This window comes from Shimia sp. CNT1-13L.2, assembly GCF_024331145.1.
Taxonomy (GTDB): Bacteria; Pseudomonadota; Alphaproteobacteria; order Rhodobacterales; family Rhodobacteraceae; genus Shimia.
Map to the genome: position 1 here is coordinate 38,249 of NZ_JANDJO010000010.1, position 16,496 is coordinate 54,744.

Below are 16,496 nucleotides of genomic sequence, written 5' to 3' on the forward strand. Positions count from 1 at the left end.
GTCAAAGCCCAAGACGCGACCGAACCGGCGCCTGCAGGGCAAGGCCCAGCGCGCGGCTGTCCTCTGCCTCAAGGTGGTAGCAATCCGCCGGACTGCCCTGCGCCACGGTGGCCGCATCAAAGAACCCTGTGCCCAGCTCTTCCGCCAACCCCGCAACCACTGGGGCCATCTTGGCGGTCTCTGCCACCTTGGCCTCGGTCACGAAGGGATCATCCCCAAGGCTCACCAGCGGCGGCGAAATCAGCATCACGTCAGGCACATGCGGCTCCGGCAGCCGGTAAGGGTGGCTGCGCACGATCTCGACCAGCCGCATCAGCCCGTCGCGGGCATTCTGCACCGAGAACCCCTCGTAAAGGTCATTGCTGCCCAGCATGATGATCACAAGGTCCAGCGGTGCATGGCTGTGCAACAACGCGGGCAAGATCCGCCCGCCGTTCATATCCGACGAGGCAGAGGGGCGATCATACACCGTCGCCCTGCCGCGCAGCCCTTCGGAAATCACTTCAACCCCGTCCAGACCTTCGGCCAATGCCACCGGCCAGCGACAGTCACGGGGATGCCGCCCGCCCGTATGCGGATCACTGCCCCATGTCAGGCTGTCGCCAAATGCCAGAACCGTTTTCATATCGCACCTCGTCGCGCCGTTTCCGCCACCCTGCAAAGCCCTTGGCAGCCTGTCAATTCGACAAAGAAAAAAGGGGGGCAATTGCCCCCCTTCAATTCCTCTTGCCGAAACAGTGTCGGTATCAGAACCCGCGCACCAAGTGGCCTTCGTAGATGCCCGCAACCTTGGCAACAGCCTGTTCCGGCGTCATCTCTTCGCTCTCGCCGGTCCGGCGGCAGGTCAGCTCCACAACACCGTTCTTGAGACCACGCGGGCCAACGGTGATGCGCCACGGCAGGCCGATCAGGTCCATGGTGGCAAACTTGCCGCCCGCACGTTCCTTGCGGTCGTCATAAAGCGGCTCGAGGCCCAGCGCGGTCAGCGACTTGTAAAGCGCGTCACAGGCGGCATCGGCCTCTTCGTCACCCTGCTTGAGGTTCACGATGCCGCAATGGAACGGCGTGACACCCTCGGGCCAGATGATGCCCTTGTCGTCATGGCTGGCTTCGATGATCGCACCAAGCAGACGCGACACGCCAATCCCGTGCGAGCCCATGTGAACCGGGGTCGGTTTGCCATCGGGGCCCTGAACGGTTGCGCCCAGCGGCTCGGAATACTTGGTGCCGAAATAGAAGATCTGGCCAACCTCGATCCCGCGCGCCACACGGCGGCGTTCCTCGGGGATCGCGTTGAACAGGGCTTCGTCGTGGGTTTCGTCAGTACGCGCGTATTTCGAGGTGAACTCCTCGAGGATCGCGCGGCACTGCTCGTGCGAGTCATAGTCGATCTCGCGGTCGCCAAAGGTCAGGTCGGTGACGGCGCTGTCATAGAAGACCTCGGATTCACCGGTTTCCGCCAGCACAAGGAACTCGTGGGTGTCATCGCCACCAATCGGGCCGGAATCAGCTCGCATCGGGATCGCCTGAAGGCCCATGCGTTCGTAGGTCCGCAGGTAGCTCACAAGGTGACGGTTGTAGGCGTGCAGCGCGTCTTCCTTGGTAAGGTCAAAGTTGTAGCCGTCCTTCATATAGAATTCGCGGCCCCGCATCACGCCGAAACGCGGGCGGATCTCGTCGCGGAATTTCCACTGGATCTGGTAGAGGGTCAGCGGCAGGTCTTTGTACGACGACACGTGGCTGCGGAAGATGTCGGTCACCATCTCTTCCGCGGTCGGCGTATAAAGCATGTCGCGGCCATGGCGGTCCTGCATACGCAGCATTTCCTGGCCATAATCGTCGTAACGGCCCGATTCACGCCACAGGTCGGCACCTTGCAGGATCGGCATCTGGATCGGCACGTGACCGGCACGCACCTGCTCTTCGTGAACGATGTTCTCGATCTTGCGCAGGACCTTGAACCCCAACGGCAGCCAGGAATAGATGCCGGCGGATTGCTGTTTGATCATGCCGGCACGCAGCATGTAACGGTGGCTCACGATCTGCGCCTCGGCGGGCGTTTCTTTCAGAACGGGCAGAAAATAACGGCTGAGGCGCATGTGGGCTCCATCTGCGAGTGTCTCTTGGGTCTGCACCCGTTTATGGCTTTGCGCCCTGCCAGACAAGAGCGCAAAACACAGCGCAGCCCGTGTCGCAGCGCGCTACCCGTCGTCCGCCCCGATCAACGCGGCATAAGAGGCCTCGTCAAACGGCAACCTCTTGCCCGCCTTGACGTCAAACAGGCTGCGTTCGACCGTTGTCAGCTCGCCCATGTAGACATGAAACCCGTTGCAGGGCACCGCGCTGACACAGGCCACCGAATGAATGGCGCTTGGCCCGATCGACAAGACATCCCCCGGCCCCAGCACCACATCCGAACTCTTGCGCAAACCGCCTTCACCGTCGGCCTCGTAGAAATTGTTGCGCTCCTGCCCGCGGAAGACGCCGATTACCGCCGACATCTGGTGGTCATGCGCCGGCACCATCTTGCCGGGGTCGAAATGCGCGTACCAGATCGACACGGTGTCATCCTCGAACAGCACCACGTCCTTGCCGTAATGCGGAACCGCCGCGGCAAGAAGGTCGGGATCGGCCACCACCTCTTCGATGATCGCCCGCACCCTGCGCGGAGCATCCTCGCCTGCGGCCGCGTCGCGCAACCGGTCAACCATCGCGTCGATATCAAAGCTCTCGTTCATGCGTCTCTCCCTCGCCCGTTTCCGCAGACCACCATGCCACCCTCGCCCCGTCTTGTCTTCACGCGACATCACAGGACGGTGATTGCACTCATCCAACTGCCAAATGCCGCCGTAACCTTCGCACATGCAAACCGCATGGGGATTTCAACGGAGAGGACCAAACATGATCCGCAAACTCAGCATCGCCACCGCATTCGCAGCCATGACCGCCACCGCGGCAAGCGCCGCAGGCACCATTGTCGACATCGCCGCCTCGGACGATCGCTTCTCGACCCTCGTCGCCGCCGTCTCGGCCGCCGGTCTGGTCGACACCCTGCAAGGCGAAGGCCCCTTCACCGTCTATGCCCCGGTCAACGATGCCTTTGCCGCCCTTCCTGAAGGGACGGTGGAAACCCTTCTCAAGCCCGAGAACAAGGGCCAGCTGACCGACATCCTGCTTTATCACGTGGATGACCGCAAACTGGCCGCAGGTGACATCCCGGCAGGGTCCACCTACTTCAAGCCGGTTCTGGCGTCGGAACGCCTGTGCATCACCAAAGGGTCCGACGGCGTTGCCATTGCCGATGGTACCGGCTCAAGCGCCAATGTGATCATCGCAGACATCAAGGCCGACAATGGCGTGATCCACGTGATCGACAAAGTCCTGCTGCCCGGCAGCCGCCCAGCCTGCCACTGAACCAGACACAAATCCAGACCAAGGCCCGCCCCTTCGGCGGGCCTTCTTTTTTCACCGCCCCCTTGAACTGACGCGACAGGTGCGCAATGTCTGAAACACGTTCAGTTTAAGAGGTAATTCATGGCCCTGCCGATCCGCGATCAGATGAAATACTGGGGTTTGGCCCTTGCAATCTTCATGTTGGCGCTCTGGTTCCTGGGCGACATCATGCTGCCCTTCATCCTTGGCGGCGCCATTGCCTATTTCCTTGACCCCGTGGCCGACCGCCTCGAAGACATGGGGCTCAGCCGCGTTGGTGCAACTGTCCTGATCACGCTGCTGGCAATCCTCCTGTTCGTCGTTGCCGTGCTGGCCGTTATCCCGACGCTCGTGCAGCAGCTTGTCTCGCTGTTCAACATGGCCCCCGACATCGCCCGCGATCTGCAAAACTTCCTGACCACGCGCTTTCCCGAAATCCTCCAGCCCGACTCTGCCATTCATCAGACCCTCCTGAACCTGGGGCAGGCGATTCAAGAGCGTGGCGGACAATTGCTTCAGGGCGTGCTCTCCGGGGCGATGTCGCTGCTCAACGTGGTGATGCTCCTCGTGATCGTGCCGGTTGTCGCCTTCTACCTGCTGCTTGACTGGGACAACATGATCGCCGAGATCAATCGCCTCCTGCCGCTGGATCACGCCCCGATCATCCGCAAACTCGCGGACCAGGTCGATCACACGCTGGCCTCGTTCATTCGCGGCATGGGTACCGTCTGCCTGATCCTTGGAACCTACTATGCCGTTGCCCTGATGCTGGTGGGCTTGCAATTCGGCCTTGTTGTGGGTGCCTTTGCCGGCCTGATCACCTTCATTCCCTACGTGGGCGCCATCCTCGGCGGTGCCCTCGCCATCGGCCTCGGCCTGTTTCAGTTCTGGGGCGACTGGGTCTCGCTCGGCCTCGTGGCCGGTATCTTCGTGATTGGTCAGGTGGTCGAAGGCAACATCCTGACCCCCAAACTGGTCGGCTCCTCCGTTGGCCTGCACCCGGTCTGGCTGATCTTCGCCCTGTCCGTGTTCGGCGCGCTGTTCGGCTTTGTCGGTATGCTGGTCGCGGTTCCCGTCGCGGCCTCCATCGGGGTACTGGCACGTTTCGGCGCCGAGCGGTATACCGAGTCGCGGCTCTACAAGGGCCTCGCCGGAAAACAACCAGACGAATAACATGGCAGAGCAGCTGAACCTTACCCTACCGGTCCGAACCGCGTTGGGACGTGACGATTTCTTCGTCAGCCCGGCCAACGCGATGGCATTGGGACTGGTCGATATGTGGCCCGACTGGCCCGGTGGCAAACTTGTGCTGTCCGGCCCCGCCGGGTCGGGCAAAACCCACCTTACCCACGTATGGGCCGGGATCAGCAATGCGCGCATCGTGCCTGCGACCTCGCTGCCGGATCAGGATATTCCGGCGCTCGCCACCGGCCCTGTCGCGGTAGAAGACGTGCACCTGATCGCAGGCGACAAAGCCGCCCAGGATGCCCTGTTTCACCTGCACAACCTCGTGCTGGCCGAACGCCATACCCTGCTTCTGACTGGCGCGGGCGAGCCGAAACACTGGGGCCTCACCCTGCCAGACCTCATGAGCCGGATGCAGGGCACCACCGTCGCCGCGCTGGACCAGCCCGATGACACCCTGCTGACCGTGGTCATGGCCAAGATGTTCAACGACCGGCAACTGACCCCACCGCCAGACACCCTGCCCTTCCTGATCAAGAACATGGACCGCTCCTTCGAAGCCGCCCGTGATCTCGTTGAGCGCCTCGACACCCTCTCGCTCAGCGAAAAGCGCCCAATAACCCGCGCTCTGGCCCGTCGCGTTCTGGAAGAACGCTGACCGACTGGCTCCCGCGTCTGGACTTCCTGCGATTTCAGGCAGATAGTGTCATCTCTCCGTTACCGGTTGATGACATAGACACCCCATGACTTACGCAGACTTCCTGAAATCCGATTTTCCCGCCCCCGTCGAGTTGCAAGATGTTGACCTGACTGGACCGGGCCGCTTCTACAACCGCGAACTCAGCTGGCTGGGATTCAACTGGCGTGTTCTGGAAGAATCCGAAAACCCGCGTGTCCCGCTCCTCGAACGTCTGCGTTTCCTGTCGATCTCGGCCACCAACCTTGACGAATTCTACACCGTCCGCGTCGCCGGCCTGCGTGAACTGGTGCGTGAAGGCAATTCGCACCCCGCCCAGGACGGCCTGACGCCGGCCGAACAGCTGGTGCTGATCAACGAAGACGCCCGCAACCTGCTCCAGAAACAGCAGGAAATGTACGGCCGCCTGCGCGCCGAAATGGAAGCGGAAAACATCGTCATCCTCGACCACAAGTCGATCACCGAAGACGACAAACCCTTCCTTGCCGACGTGTTCCTCAACAAGGTGTTCCCGGTTCTGTCGCCGCTCGCCATCGACCCGGCACACCCCTTCCCCTTCATTCCCAACCTCGGCTACTCGCTCGCCCTCCAGCTTGAGCGCAACAAGAACAAATCCTCGCTGAAGGCCCTGCTGCCGATCCCCCACCAGATCGACCGCTTCATCTTCCTCCCCTCTGCCGAAGGCACCACCCGCGCCCTGCCGCTGGAAGAACTGCTGCTTCTGCACCTCGACAGCCTCTTCCCCGGCTACAAGGCCAAGGGTCACTGCTCTTTCCGCGTCCTGCGCGACAGCGACCTCGAAGTCGAAGACGAGGCCGAAGACCTCGTGCGCGAATTCGAAGTGGCGCTGAAACGTCGCCGCCGGGGCGAAGTGGTGCGCATGAAGCTTTCCGCCGATGCGCCAAAGGCCCTGCGCTCGCTGATCATGGAAGAGCTGCACGTGCGCGATGACGAGGTGGTCGAGATCGACGGCATGATCGGCCTCGCCGACCTGAGCGAACTGGTCCTCGACGAACGCCCGGACCTGCTGTGGCCCTCCTTTGCGCCGCGCGTTCCCGAGCGCGTACAGGATTTCGACGGCAACATGTTCGCCGCCATCAGCCAGAAGGACATGCTGCTGCACCACCCCTACGAGACCTTCGACATGGTGGTGCGCTTCCTGCAACAGGCGGCCCGCGATCCGAACGTGGTGGCGATCAAGCAGACCCTCTATCGCACCTCCAAGAACTCACCCATCGTCGAGGCCCTCTGCGAAGCGGCGGAAGACGGCAAATCCGTCACCGCGCTGGTGGAACTCAAGGCCCGCTTCGACGAGGCCGCCAACATCCACCAATCACGCCGCCTTGAACGCGCCGGCGCGCATGTGGTTTACGGCTTCACCGACTGGAAGACCCACGCCAAGATCTCGACCGTGGTGCGCCGCGAAGGCGACCAACTGGTCACCTACACCCACTACGGCACCGGCAATTACCACCCGATCACCGCCAAGATCTATACCGACCTCAGCTTCTTCACCTGCGATACCGACCTTGGCCGCGACGCCACCAAGGTGTTCAACTACCTCTCCGGCTATGTGGAGCCCGAAAAGCTCGATAACCTCGCGATTTCGCCCCATTCGCTGAAATCGCGCCTGATCGAAAAGATCGACGCCGAGATCGAACACGCCAAGGCTGGCAGGCCCGCGGAAATCTGGGCCAAGATGAACTCGCTCATCGAACCCGAGGTGATCGACGCTCTCTACAAGGCCTCGCAAGCGGGCGTGAAGATCAGCCTCGTGATCCGCGGCATCTGTGGCCTGCGTCCCGGCATCAAGGGCCTGTCGGAAAACATCCGCGTCAAATCCATCGTCGGGCGCTTCCTCGAACACTCGCGCATCGTCTGTTTCGGCAACGGCGAGGGCCTGCCCTCGAAAAAGGCCAAGGTCTATATTTCCTCCGCCGACTGGATGGGCCGTAACCTCAACCGTCGCGTCGAAACCCTTGTCGAGATCAAGAACGCCACCGTGAAAGCCCAGATCGTAAGTCAGGTGATGGCCGCGAATCTGGCCGACGTAGCCCAAAGCTGGGTCATGAACGCCGATGGCAGCTTTGATCGCGCCGAAGTTCCTGAAGGTGAATTCGCGTTTAATTGCCACAGGTTCTTCATGGAATACCCTTCCCTGTCTGGCCGTGGCTCGGCCGGTGCCTCGGATGTTCCCAAGCTGACCCACACCAACGATTGACCCACACCGGCCACTGCCGATAATGGGACGCACCAACAGTCTTGGGATGGAATATGGACGGGAATACTGACCCCGCAGGCGACTGGGGGCCCTTTGGCCGGCCCCTGTTCAATGACGCATCTGCCCGCGCCCTGTCGCGCGTCGGCGTCGTGGATGTCGGTTCAAACTCGGTGCGTCTCGTCGTGTTCGACGGCGCCGCCCGAAGCCCCGCCTATTTCTACAACGAAAAGATCATGTGTGCCCTTGGCGCGGGTCTGTCCGAAACCGGACACCTCAACCCCGAAGGCCGCGCCCGCGCCCTCTCGGCCATCCGCCGCTTTCAGGAAATCGCCCGTCAGATCTGCCACGGCGACCTGACCGCCGTTGCCACCGCCGCCGTCCGCGAAGCCAGCGATGGCCCCGATTTCTGCGAAGAAGTTCTGCGCGAAACCGGCCTCAATATCCACGTGATCGACGGCCAGGAAGAGGCCCGCCTCTCGGCGCAGGGCGTACTGCTTGGCTGGCCCGGCTCTTACGGTCTGGTCTGTGACATTGGCGGCTCCTCGATGGAACTGGCGGAAATCAACGACGGCAAGGTCGGCCGCCGGGTGACCTCGGCGCTCGGGCCCCTCAAGCTGCGCGACATCAAGGGCGGCAAGAAAGGCCGCCGCGCCTATATCAACGACACGCTGGACCAGCTCAAGGAAACCATGGGCTCGCAGCGCAACCGCCTGTTCCTTGTCGGCGGCTCTTGGCGCGCCATTGCCCGGATCGACATGGAGCGTCGCGGCTATCCCCTGCGCGTCCTGCACGAATACCGGATGAGCGCCTCGGCGATTTCTGCCACGGCAAAATACATCAAGCAACACGACCTTGAAGAACTGCGCCAGCGCTGCGGGGTCTCTGCCTCGCGTATGGCACTGGTGCCGCTTGCCATCGACGTCCTCAAGGGTGTCGTGCGCCGCTTCAAACCCTATGACATCGCCGTAAGCTCCTATGGCATCCGCGAAGGCATGCTGTATGAGCAGATGCCCGACGCCCTGCGCCAGCGCGATCCCCTGATCGAATCCTGCCGCTTTGCCGAAGCCAAGGACGCCCGCCTCCCCGGTTTTGGCAAATCGCTCTACAAGTTCGTGTTGCCGCTGTTCGCCAACCAGCCGGAAGAACAAAAGCGCCTCGTCAAAGCGGCCTGCCTGCTGCATGACGTAAGCTGGCGCGCCCACCCCGACTATCGCGCCGAAGTCTGTTTCGACAACGCCACCCGCGCCAACCTTGGCGGCATGCGCCATTCGGAACGGATTTTCCTCGGCCTTGCCCTGATGCACCGCTACCGCAACAAGCGCGAAGGCACACGGTTCGAGAACCTGTTCGAGCTTCTGGACGAGAAAACCCTCACCCGCGCCGAGGTTCTGGGTAAGGCCATGCGCTTTGGTGCCATGCTCTGGATGGACAGTTCCGCGGATATGGGCACGATGAAATGGCGCCCCAAAAAGCGGCATCTCGAACTGACGCTGCCCGCCTCGGCCGAACCGCTCTTTGGCGAAGTGGCCAAGGCGCGCCTGCAATCCCTCGCTGACGCGCTTGAGGCCGAAACCTTCGTGAAAATCCGCAAGGCCTAGGGGCAAAACCCGCACCGTCGCAATACCGACGTAATACCGACGCGATACATATGCCCGGTTTTACAGGTCCACCGCCCCGTCTTCCGTCCCCGTCTCGGGGGCCGGCTCGGGCTGTTTGCGGCGGATGATAATGTCTCCGTTCGGCAGCATTTCAGGCGGGTGATAGACGCTCCAGTCCTCGACCTCCGCCATCAGCTCCGCCAGCGCCGGCCCCATTTCCTCGGCAAACTGGCGCAGCGCGGGGCCTGCCTCCTCGGCCAGTGTCCCCAACTCGTCCAACGCCGGTTCCATCTGGTCCATCAGACCTTCGAAAAACAGCAAAGCGCCCCGCTCCATCAGGGTTAACCCGCTGTCTTCGCTTCCATTTTCGGCCTGCTCCTCGGCCCAGACTGGGCCCGCAGCAAGGCAGGCACATATTGCAATAACCAGTGGTTTCATACGTGTCATGTGGGGATCCTCCCGCGACAATGCAAAGCTCAGATATCCAGATCCAATGTAACAGGGAAATGATCCGATGCCGCAAGAAGCGCCTCACGCAACTCGGGCACGGACCAGCAGTCATGGTCGTTGAACGGATGCCAGATACGCCATTCCGGCGCCCGCCCCCGAAGGTCCTGGGACACCATCACATAATCCAGCAACGCCTGTAAGTATTTCTTTTCCTTCGACAAATAGAACCGCGAGGTGGAAATCGCCGTTCCCAACTTCGATCTCAACGCCGCCCGCGCATGGGGATCGAACAGACAGGGGCCACCCTCTTCTCCCATGATGATCTCGACCGAAGATCGCCCGAAAAGATGTTCGTATTCATCCAGCCCCGGACCGTCGTTCAAATCCCCCAGCACCATCAACGGCTCTCCCGCCGCCAGATGCTGCTCGACCCGCCGCCGCAGCCAGATCGCCTGCGCCAGTTGCTTGCGGCGATTGGCAATCGACATGCGCATCACCTCGTCCCGCCCCCGCGCCCCGTGCGGTGCCTTGGATTTCAGATGCGCCCCGATCAGCCGCAGATCAAATCCCTTGGCGGTGCGCAACGCCACCTCCAAGGGGGGCTTGGAAAACCGCACCATGTCTTCGGTCGCATCAATGTCGAGATCGATCCGGAACACCCCGTCAAACCGCGGCGCGTCTGTGGCCCCCTTCTTGCCGGTCTCCTGCCCAATCGGGTCATGCCGCGCCGTGACGGCATCCGGATCGTACAACAGCGCAATCTCCTGCTGGGTGTCATTCCCGAACCCCAGCAACGCCTTGCGCGCCCGCAGATCAAAAGCCGCAGCAAATGTCTCAAGCGCCTGAACTGTCGACCTTTTTCCGTTCTGGTCGGGCGCTTCCACCACCACGATCACATCCGCATCCAGCGCCGTGAAGACAATGCCCAGCGCCTCGATCTGCTGCGCCCGCTTGATGTCGTGACGGCCCGACCAGCCATCGTCCATCAACAGGTGACCATGATCATCAAACAGATTGTTGAACCACTCGACGTTATACGTCGCAAAGCGCATCAGGCCGCCGCCCCGTTGATCTCGTCCCAGGCGCGGTTGATGTCGATCATCTTCTTTTCGGCAAGGCGGATCGCCTCTTCCGGTACCCCGCGGGCAATCATGCTGTCAGGATGGGTCTCACGCACCAGACGCCGCCAGACCTTGCGGATTTCGGAAATCGGCGTCTCGGGGGATACGCCCAAGACCGAATAGGGATCGGGTTCCGCATCCGGCACGAACCGCGCCCGCATCGCAACAAACTCATTCTCGGCCATGCCGAAAATCTCGGCCACCCGCCCAAGGAACACATCCTCGTTCGGATGATAGGTGCCGTCCGCCATCGCGATGTGGAACAACCCTTCCATCAGGTCGCAGTAACAACTGTGCTCTTCGCCGAACAACCCCTTGATACGAAGGGCATATTCTTCAAAACCCGCCACATCCTGACGGGCGAGATTGAACACGCGCGCCGCACCGGCCTCATCTTCGCGGGCAATCTGGAAAACCTCGCGAAAGGCTGTCACCTCGTCTCGCGTTACCAAGCCATCGGCCTTGGCCATCTTCGCGCCGAGCGCCACAACCGCGATTGCAAAGGCAACCGAACGCTCAGGCGGTGTTTTCAACCGCTCGAAAACCTCCGAGAGGCTCTCGCCCTTGGTCAGGGCAGCAATGGCATCTGATATTCGCGTCCAAATCGACATGGCACCAACTTAAACCCTGTCCGTGACAATGTCAGGACATCCTCAAAGAATTTTCTGCATCAGCACAAGGTCCATCCAGCGCCCGAATTTGCGCCCGACCTCGGGCATCCGCCCAACCTCTTCAAAGCCTAGTGCAGAATGAAAGGCGATGCCTGCGGCATTCTCGCCCCCGATCCCCGCGACAAGCACATGAACACCGTTCGCACGCGCCACTTTCTCAATCGCCCGCATCAAGGCACGCCCCGCCCCGTGCCCACGGGCCGCCGGATCAAGGTAAATGGTGTGTTCCATGCTCTGTGCATATCCGATCCCGCCGCGAAACGGACCATAGGTCGCGAAACCGATGAGTTGTCCTTCATCTTCCGCCACGCGCACCGCCGTCCCGCGTTCCGCGATCATGCGTACTATCTCGGCATCCGATTTCTCGACCGAGTTGAACGTGCTGACCCCGTCCGAGATTTCCCGGTTCCAGATCGCGGCAATGGCCCACGCGTCCTTTGGCGCTGCCTGCCGGATATTCATAGCAACACCCGCGTGCCATGCGGCGTGTCAAAGGTTGCCCGCATCTCCGGCGCGCCTTCGGTAAAGACAACGCGCGCATCGTCCAGCGGCAGCACCGCGCGCAGCCACGCCGCCTCGGGATGGGCCACTTCGAACCGGGTCAACCGGCACCCCGAAGACGGCAGGCTCTCACCGGGGATCTTGTCCACCTGCCACTCGATCAGGGCCGGAAAGCCCCCGTCGCAGGGCAGAATCCCATCCTCCGGCACCGCCATCAGCCAGCGCAGGTCTCCCCGCGTCAGCGCCACCGGTTGCCCCGCACCTTCCGGCAGATCGCGCAGGCTTGCCTCCAGATCATCGACCCGACAAATCCAGTTGCCGATCCGCGGCGCACCCGCGAACTGATCCAGATCGAACCACCGCGCATATCCAAGGGGCGCGGCATCGGGATCAATGGCGATCGCCTCAAGGTACAACCCCTCTTCCAGCCCGATCAGGCGGTTGTGGGTGCCAAAGTGTACGTGCTGTCCACCCAGCCCCATTTTCACGCCCAACGCCTCTTCCACATGCGCCACCGCCGCCTCAAGCTTTTCTCCGGCCACGGCCAAATGGTCAAAAATCATCGAAATCCCCAATCTTTGGTATTGTCAGCGGCCCTTTGCGCACCATCTGGAGCTATGATGACCATTTAACTCAGGAAATGAAATGCTGATCGCCGCGATTGACCGCTTTTTCAAACACGAAGCAGCGGGGGGTATCCTCCTCATGCTTTCTGCCGTGCTTGCCATGTTGGTGGCCAACTCCGCTCTTGCCCCGTCCTATAACTTCATTCTCGACACGATGGGCGCCATCACGATGAATGGCAAGGGCATCGAGAAGCCCATGATCCTCTGGATCAACGACGGCCTCATGGCCGTGTTCTTTTTCCTGATTGGTCTCGAGCTGAAACGGGAAATCCTTGAAGGCAAGCTCAAGAACCCGCGCGACGTCATCCTTCCAGGTGCGGCGGCCGTGGGCGGCATGGCCCTTCCCGCCCTGATCTTCGTGGCCTTGAACTGGAACAGCCCTGAAACCCTGACCGGCTGGGCCATTCCGGCGGCCACCGATATCGCCTTTGCCCTTGGCATCCTCGCCCTTGTCGGCGCACGGGCTCCGGCTCCTCTCAAGGTCTTTCTACTGACACTGGCCATCCTCGACGACATTGGCGCAATCCTCATCATCGCCTTGTTCTACACCGCCAATCTCAAGGTGCATTTCCTTGGCATGGCGCTGATCCCGCTGGTGGCGATGTTCATCCTGAACCAGATGAAGATCCACCGCATTGCGCCCTTCATCCTGCTGGGCATCGTGCTCTGGGTTCTGGTGCTGAAATCCGGCGTCCACGCCACCTTGGCCGGTGTTGTCGCCGCCTTCTTCATTCCGCTCTACGACCGCTGGGGCAAATCCCCGCTGCACTCGCTCGAGCATGGCCTGACGCCCTATGTGTATTTCTTCATCGTGCCCGTCTTCGCCTTCGCCAACGCGGGCGTCGTGCTTGGCGACATCTCGATCGAGGCGCTGGCCCAGCCGCTGCCGCTTGGCATCATCCTCGGCCTTGTGATCGGCAAGCAGATCGGTGTCTTCGGCATGACCTGGCTGATCGTCAAAACCGGCGCGGCGCAGCTGCCGCATGGGGTGAACTGGCGCCATATCTATGGCGTGGCCTGTCTGGCCGGTATCGGCTTTACCATGTCGCTCTTTATCGGCGGGCTGAGCTTTGCCGACCCCGATCTGATGAACCAGACCCGCCTTGGCGTTCTCGGTGGCTCCCTGATCTCGGGCATCCTTGGCTATGCGCTGCTGGCCTGGCCAAGCACCAAGGAAGCCACGCAACCAGCGGAATAAACAAAAAACGCGGCCCCAATCGGGGCCGCGTTCATGTCTGGAGCTTGAAACCTGATATCAGGCGCGGGTTTCGCGGATGATGTTCAGAATGTCCTGGGCCGCTTCGGGAATGTTGGTGCCCGGACCAAAGATCGCCTTAACGCCAGCGTTTTTCAGGAAGTCATAGTCCTGCTGCGGAATAACGCCGCCACAGATCACGATGATATCTTCGGCATCCTTTTCCTTCAGAGCCTCGATCAGCTGCGGAGCCAGCGTCTTGTGGCCGGCAGCCTGGCTCGAGATACCAACAACATGCACGTCGTTGTCCACCGCATCCTGCGCCGCTTCGTCCGGCGTCTGGAACAGCGGGCCCACGTCCACGTCGAAACCGATGTCGGCAAATGCGGTTGCGATGACCTTGGCACCACGGTCGTGACCGTCCTGCCCCATCTTCACAACAAGCATACGCGGACGGCGGCCCTCGGCCTCGGCAAAGTCCTCGACCGACTTCTGGATCGCGGCAAAGCCTTCGTCCCCTTCGTAGGCGGCGCCATAGACACCGGCCAGGGTCTTCACTTCGGCGCGGTGGCGGCCGAACTCTTTTTCCATAGCCATGCTGATTTCCCCAACAGATGCCCGCGCACGCGCTGCCTCGACAGCGGCGGCAAGCAGGTTGCCCCCCTCTTTGGCCACGCGGGACAGCTCATCCAGAGCCGCCGTGCAGGCCGCGTTGTCGCGCTCGGCGCGGATCTTCTCAAGCCGCGCAACCTGTGCCTCGCGTACAGCGACGTTGTCCACGTCAAGGATGTCGATCACATCCTCTTTTTCCTTGCGGTACTTGTTGACGCCCACGATGACTTCGTCGCCACGGTCGATCATCGCCTGACGGGTCGCTGCCGACTCTTCGATGCGCAGCTTGGGCATGCCGCTGGCAACAGCCTTGGTCATGCCACCCATTTCCTCGACCTCTTCCATCAGGGCCCAGGCTTTTTCAATCAGGTCGTTGGTCAGGCTCTCGACATAGTAAGAGCCAGCCAGCGGATCGACCACGTTGGTGACGCCGGTTTCTTCCTGCAGCACAAGCTGGGTGTTCCGTGCGATCCGTGCCGAGAAATCGGTCGGCAGGGCAATCGCCTCGTCCAGCGCGTTGGTGTGCAGCGACTGGGTACCCCCCAGAACCGCCGAAAGGGCTTCGTATGCGGTCCTGATAACGTTGTTGTAGGGATCCTGCTCCTGAAGCGACACACCCGATGTCTGGCAGTGGGTCCGCAGCATCTTGGAACGCTCGTTCTTGGCGCCGAATTCGGTCATCACGCGGTGCCACAGGGTCCGCGCGGCGCGCAGTTTGGCGGCTTCCATGAAGAAGTTCATGCCGATGGCAAAGAAGAACGACAGGCGACCGGCAAACTTGTCCACGTCCATGCCCGCGTTCATCGCCGCGCGCACGTATTCACGACCGTCCGCCAGCGTGTAGGCCAGTTCCTGGACAAGGTTCGCACCCGCTTCCTGCATGTGATAGCCGGAGATCGAGATCGAGTTGAACTTGGGCATCTCGTTCGAGGTGTACTCGATGATATCCGAAATGATCCGCATCGAGGGTTCGGGCGGATAGATATAGGTGTTGCGCACCATGAACTCTTTCAGAATGTCGTTCTGAATGGTGCCCGCGAGGACCGATTTGTCGTGCCCCTGCTCTTCACCGGCGACGATGAAGTTCGCCAGGATCGGGATCACGGCGCCGTTCATCGTCATCGAGACCGACACCTTGTCGAGCGGAATACCGTCAAACAGGATCTTCATGTCCTCGATGCTGTCGATGGCCACACCCGCTTTACCGACGTCGCCCACCACGCGCGGGTGATCCGAGTCATAGCCACGGTGCGTCGCAAGGTCGAAGGCCACCGAAACGCCCTGCTGACCCGCAGCAAGGTTGCGACGGTAGAAGGCGTTCGATTCCTCGGCGGTCGAAAAGCCCGCGTATTGGCGGATCGTCCAGGGACGACCGGCATACATGGTGGCCTTCACACCACGGGTGAACGGGCCGAAACCGGGCAGCGTGCCCATGTGGTCAAGGTTCTCGGTGTCTTCCGCCGTATAGAGCGGCTTGACCTCGATCCCTTCCAGCGTATTCCAGTTCAGGTCTTCCAGCGGGCGGCCACGAAGCTCTTTCTCCGCAAGCGCCGACCAGTCTTCTTTCTTGGTCATATCCCAGTCCTCTTGATCTCACCCAATCCGCACCGGATCAGGGTCGCTTTCCACTATGAAATGCCTGAACGCGGCCTATATTGAACATGACAGGAGACCTCTCATGCGCCGCTTGGCATTTGTTTTGATTGCATTTCTCGGGCTTCCGGCCTTTGCAGCGGAAACCGCTGAAACCGCGCCGGACCCGTTGTTCGTCGACGGCACCGCTGTGCCGACCGACATGTATCTCTGGCAAAAACGCGTCATCGTCGTGTTTGCCGACAGCACCGCCGACCCGCGGTTCTCGCAACAGATCGCCCTTCTCGAAGCATTGCCCGAAGAGCTGCGTGAACGCGACGTGGTGGTTCTGACAGATGCCGATCCTGCGGCCAAATCCGCCCTGCGCAAGAAACTGCGCCCGCGCGGCTTCATGATGGTGCTGATGGCCAAGGACGGCACAGTGTACCTGCGCAAACCCCTACCATGGAACGTCCGCGAAATCTCGCGTTCCATCGACAAACTCCCACTGCGCCAGCAGGAAATCCGGGACCGGCGCACCGCTCCCGAACAATGATACGAGCGCGCCGAGGCACGGGCGGGCACATGGCCCTCCCGCAAACCCATGATATCGGC

At 61.4% G+C, this 16,496-nt stretch carries 16 protein-coding genes; 7 read left to right on the forward strand and 9 right to left on the reverse strand.

Annotation, left to right across the window (positions count from 1 at the left end):
- Position 1: 1 nt before the first annotated feature.
- The 3 genes from NNA36_RS16900 to NNA36_RS16910 all read right to left on the reverse strand — a co-directional run bounded on the left by NNA36_RS16900 (position 2) and on the right by NNA36_RS16910 (position 2,738).
- The gene (locus NNA36_RS16900; RefSeq protein ID WP_255109173.1) at positions 2 to 625 is read right to left on the reverse strand and encodes a GDSL-type esterase/lipase family protein; all 624 of its coding nucleotides are present in this window, start codon (positions 623 to 625) and stop codon (positions 2 to 4) included.
- A gap of 121 nt (positions 626 to 746) precedes the next feature.
- Positions 747 to 2,099 carry a proline--tRNA ligase gene (gene proS / locus NNA36_RS16905; RefSeq protein ID WP_255109175.1) on the reverse strand — a complete coding sequence of 451 codons (1,353 nt, stop codon included), beginning with the start codon at positions 2,097 to 2,099 and terminating at the stop codon, positions 747 to 749.
- Positions 2,100 to 2,201: 102 nt separating this feature from the next.
- Positions 2,202 to 2,738, reverse strand: a complete 537-nt coding sequence (locus NNA36_RS16910; protein WP_255109177.1) for a hypothetical protein — start codon at positions 2,736 to 2,738, stop codon at positions 2,202 to 2,204.
- A gap of 163 nt (positions 2,739 to 2,901) precedes the next feature.
- Here NNA36_RS16910 and NNA36_RS16915 point away from each other — a divergent pair, with 163 nt between their 5' ends.
- From NNA36_RS16915 to NNA36_RS16935, 5 genes are all read left to right on the forward strand, one after another.
- Positions 2,902 to 3,414 (forward strand): fasciclin domain-containing protein, encoded by a 513-nt coding sequence (locus NNA36_RS16915; protein WP_255109179.1) that lies wholly within the window; start codon positions 2,902 to 2,904, stop codon positions 3,412 to 3,414.
- Positions 3,415 to 3,534: 120 nt separating this feature from the next.
- The gene (locus NNA36_RS16920) at positions 3,535 to 4,605 is read left to right on the forward strand and encodes an AI-2E family transporter (protein WP_255109181.1); all 1,071 of its coding nucleotides are present in this window, start codon (positions 3,535 to 3,537) and stop codon (positions 4,603 to 4,605) included.
- Position 4,606: 1 nt separating this feature from the next.
- Positions 4,607 to 5,275 carry a DnaA/Hda family protein gene (locus NNA36_RS16925; RefSeq protein ID WP_255109183.1) on the forward strand — a complete coding sequence of 223 codons (669 nt, stop codon included), beginning with the start codon at positions 4,607 to 4,609 and terminating at the stop codon, positions 5,273 to 5,275.
- A gap of 85 nt (positions 5,276 to 5,360) precedes the next feature.
- Positions 5,361 to 7,535, forward strand: a complete 2,175-nt coding sequence (locus tag NNA36_RS16930; protein WP_255109185.1) for an RNA degradosome polyphosphate kinase — start codon at positions 5,361 to 5,363, stop codon at positions 7,533 to 7,535.
- 53 nt (positions 7,536 to 7,588) lie between these two features.
- Positions 7,589 to 9,133, forward strand: coding sequence for a Ppx/GppA family phosphatase (locus tag NNA36_RS16935; protein WP_255109187.1), 1,545 nt, complete (start codon positions 7,589 to 7,591; stop codon positions 9,131 to 9,133).
- 60 nt (positions 9,134 to 9,193) lie between these two features.
- On the opposite strand, the gene NNA36_RS16940 is transcribed toward NNA36_RS16935, so the two are convergent.
- From NNA36_RS16940 to NNA36_RS16960, 5 genes are read right to left on the reverse strand one after another with little or no spacing between them, the layout of a single operon-like run.
- Positions 9,194 to 9,571 carry a hypothetical protein gene (locus NNA36_RS16940; RefSeq protein WP_255109344.1) on the reverse strand — a complete coding sequence of 126 codons (378 nt, stop codon included), beginning with the start codon at positions 9,569 to 9,571 and terminating at the stop codon, positions 9,194 to 9,196.
- A 38-nt stretch (positions 9,572 to 9,609) separates the two neighbouring features.
- On the reverse strand, positions 9,610 to 10,635 hold the full coding sequence (locus tag NNA36_RS16945) for an endonuclease/exonuclease/phosphatase family protein (RefSeq protein WP_255109189.1): 1,026 nt from the start codon (positions 10,633 to 10,635) through the stop codon (positions 9,610 to 9,612).
- The gene (locus tag NNA36_RS16950; protein WP_255109191.1) at positions 10,635 to 11,315 is read right to left on the reverse strand and encodes a molecular chaperone DjiA; all 681 of its coding nucleotides are present in this window, start codon (positions 11,313 to 11,315) and stop codon (positions 10,635 to 10,637) included. Before NNA36_RS16950 ends, NNA36_RS16945 begins: the two co-directional genes overlap by 1 nt.
- Positions 11,316 to 11,357: 42 nt before the next feature.
- Positions 11,358 to 11,837, reverse strand: coding sequence for a GNAT family N-acetyltransferase (locus NNA36_RS16955; protein ID WP_255109193.1), 480 nt, complete (start codon positions 11,835 to 11,837; stop codon positions 11,358 to 11,360).
- Positions 11,834 to 12,439: a VOC family protein gene (locus NNA36_RS16960; protein ID WP_255109194.1), complete on the reverse strand. Its 606-nt coding sequence runs from the start codon at positions 12,437 to 12,439 to the stop codon at positions 11,834 to 11,836. The genes NNA36_RS16955 and NNA36_RS16960 overlap by 4 nt, the downstream gene beginning before the upstream one ends.
- A gap of 82 nt (positions 12,440 to 12,521) precedes the next feature.
- Here NNA36_RS16960 and nhaA point away from each other — a divergent pair, with 82 nt between their 5' ends.
- Positions 12,522 to 13,700 carry a Na+/H+ antiporter NhaA gene (gene nhaA / locus NNA36_RS16965; protein ID WP_255109195.1) on the forward strand — a complete coding sequence of 393 codons (1,179 nt, stop codon included), beginning with the start codon at positions 12,522 to 12,524 and terminating at the stop codon, positions 13,698 to 13,700.
- Between the two features lie 57 nt (positions 13,701 to 13,757).
- Here nhaA and scpA read toward each other — a convergent pair whose 3' ends face one another.
- The gene (scpA, locus tag NNA36_RS16970) at positions 13,758 to 15,884 is read right to left on the reverse strand and encodes a methylmalonyl-CoA mutase (protein WP_255109196.1); all 2,127 of its coding nucleotides are present in this window, start codon (positions 15,882 to 15,884) and stop codon (positions 13,758 to 13,760) included.
- Between the two features lie 103 nt (positions 15,885 to 15,987).
- Here scpA and NNA36_RS16975 point away from each other — a divergent pair, with 103 nt between their 5' ends.
- Positions 15,988 to 16,437 carry a DUF4174 domain-containing protein gene (locus NNA36_RS16975; RefSeq protein WP_255109198.1) on the forward strand — a complete coding sequence of 150 codons (450 nt, stop codon included), beginning with the start codon at positions 15,988 to 15,990 and terminating at the stop codon, positions 16,435 to 16,437.
- The last annotated feature ends 59 nt before the right edge of the window (positions 16,438 to 16,496 follow it).

Coding starts and splice junctions, on each gene's coding strand:
- NNA36_RS16900 (WP_255109173.1), bottom strand. CDS start 625: ATGAAAACGGTTCTGGCATTTGGCGACAGCCTGACATGGGGCAGTGAT.
- proS (WP_255109175.1), bottom strand. CDS start 2,099: ATGCGCCTCAGCCGTTATTTTCTGCCCGTTCTGAAAGAAACGCCCGCC.
- NNA36_RS16910 (WP_255109177.1), bottom strand. CDS start 2,738: ATGAACGAGAGCTTTGATATCGACGCGATGGTTGACCGGTTGCGCGAC.
- NNA36_RS16915 (WP_255109179.1), top strand. CDS start 2,902: ATGATCCGCAAACTCAGCATCGCCACCGCATTCGCAGCCATGACCGCC.
- NNA36_RS16920 (WP_255109181.1), top strand. CDS start 3,535: ATGGCCCTGCCGATCCGCGATCAGATGAAATACTGGGGTTTGGCCCTT.
- NNA36_RS16925 (WP_255109183.1), top strand. CDS start 4,607: ATGGCAGAGCAGCTGAACCTTACCCTACCGGTCCGAACCGCGTTGGGA.
- NNA36_RS16930 (WP_255109185.1), top strand. CDS start 5,361: ATGACTTACGCAGACTTCCTGAAATCCGATTTTCCCGCCCCCGTCGAG.
- NNA36_RS16935 (WP_255109187.1), top strand. CDS start 7,589: ATGGACGGGAATACTGACCCCGCAGGCGACTGGGGGCCCTTTGGCCGG.
- NNA36_RS16940 (WP_255109344.1), bottom strand. CDS start 9,571: ATGAAACCACTGGTTATTGCAATATGTGCCTGCCTTGCTGCGGGCCCA.
- NNA36_RS16945 (WP_255109189.1), bottom strand. CDS start 10,635: ATGCGCTTTGCGACGTATAACGTCGAGTGGTTCAACAATCTGTTTGAT.
- NNA36_RS16950 (WP_255109191.1), bottom strand. CDS start 11,315: ATGTCGATTTGGACGCGAATATCAGATGCCATTGCTGCCCTGACCAAG.
- NNA36_RS16955 (WP_255109193.1), bottom strand. CDS start 11,837: ATGAATATCCGGCAGGCAGCGCCAAAGGACGCGTGGGCCATTGCCGCG.
- NNA36_RS16960 (WP_255109194.1), bottom strand. CDS start 12,439: ATGATTTTTGACCATTTGGCCGTGGCCGGAGAAAAGCTTGAGGCGGCG.
- nhaA (WP_255109195.1), top strand. CDS start 12,522: ATGCTGATCGCCGCGATTGACCGCTTTTTCAAACACGAAGCAGCGGGG.
- scpA (WP_255109196.1), bottom strand. CDS start 15,884: ATGACCAAGAAAGAAGACTGGTCGGCGCTTGCGGAGAAAGAGCTTCGT.
- NNA36_RS16975 (WP_255109198.1), top strand. CDS start 15,988: ATGCGCCGCTTGGCATTTGTTTTGATTGCATTTCTCGGGCTTCCGGCC.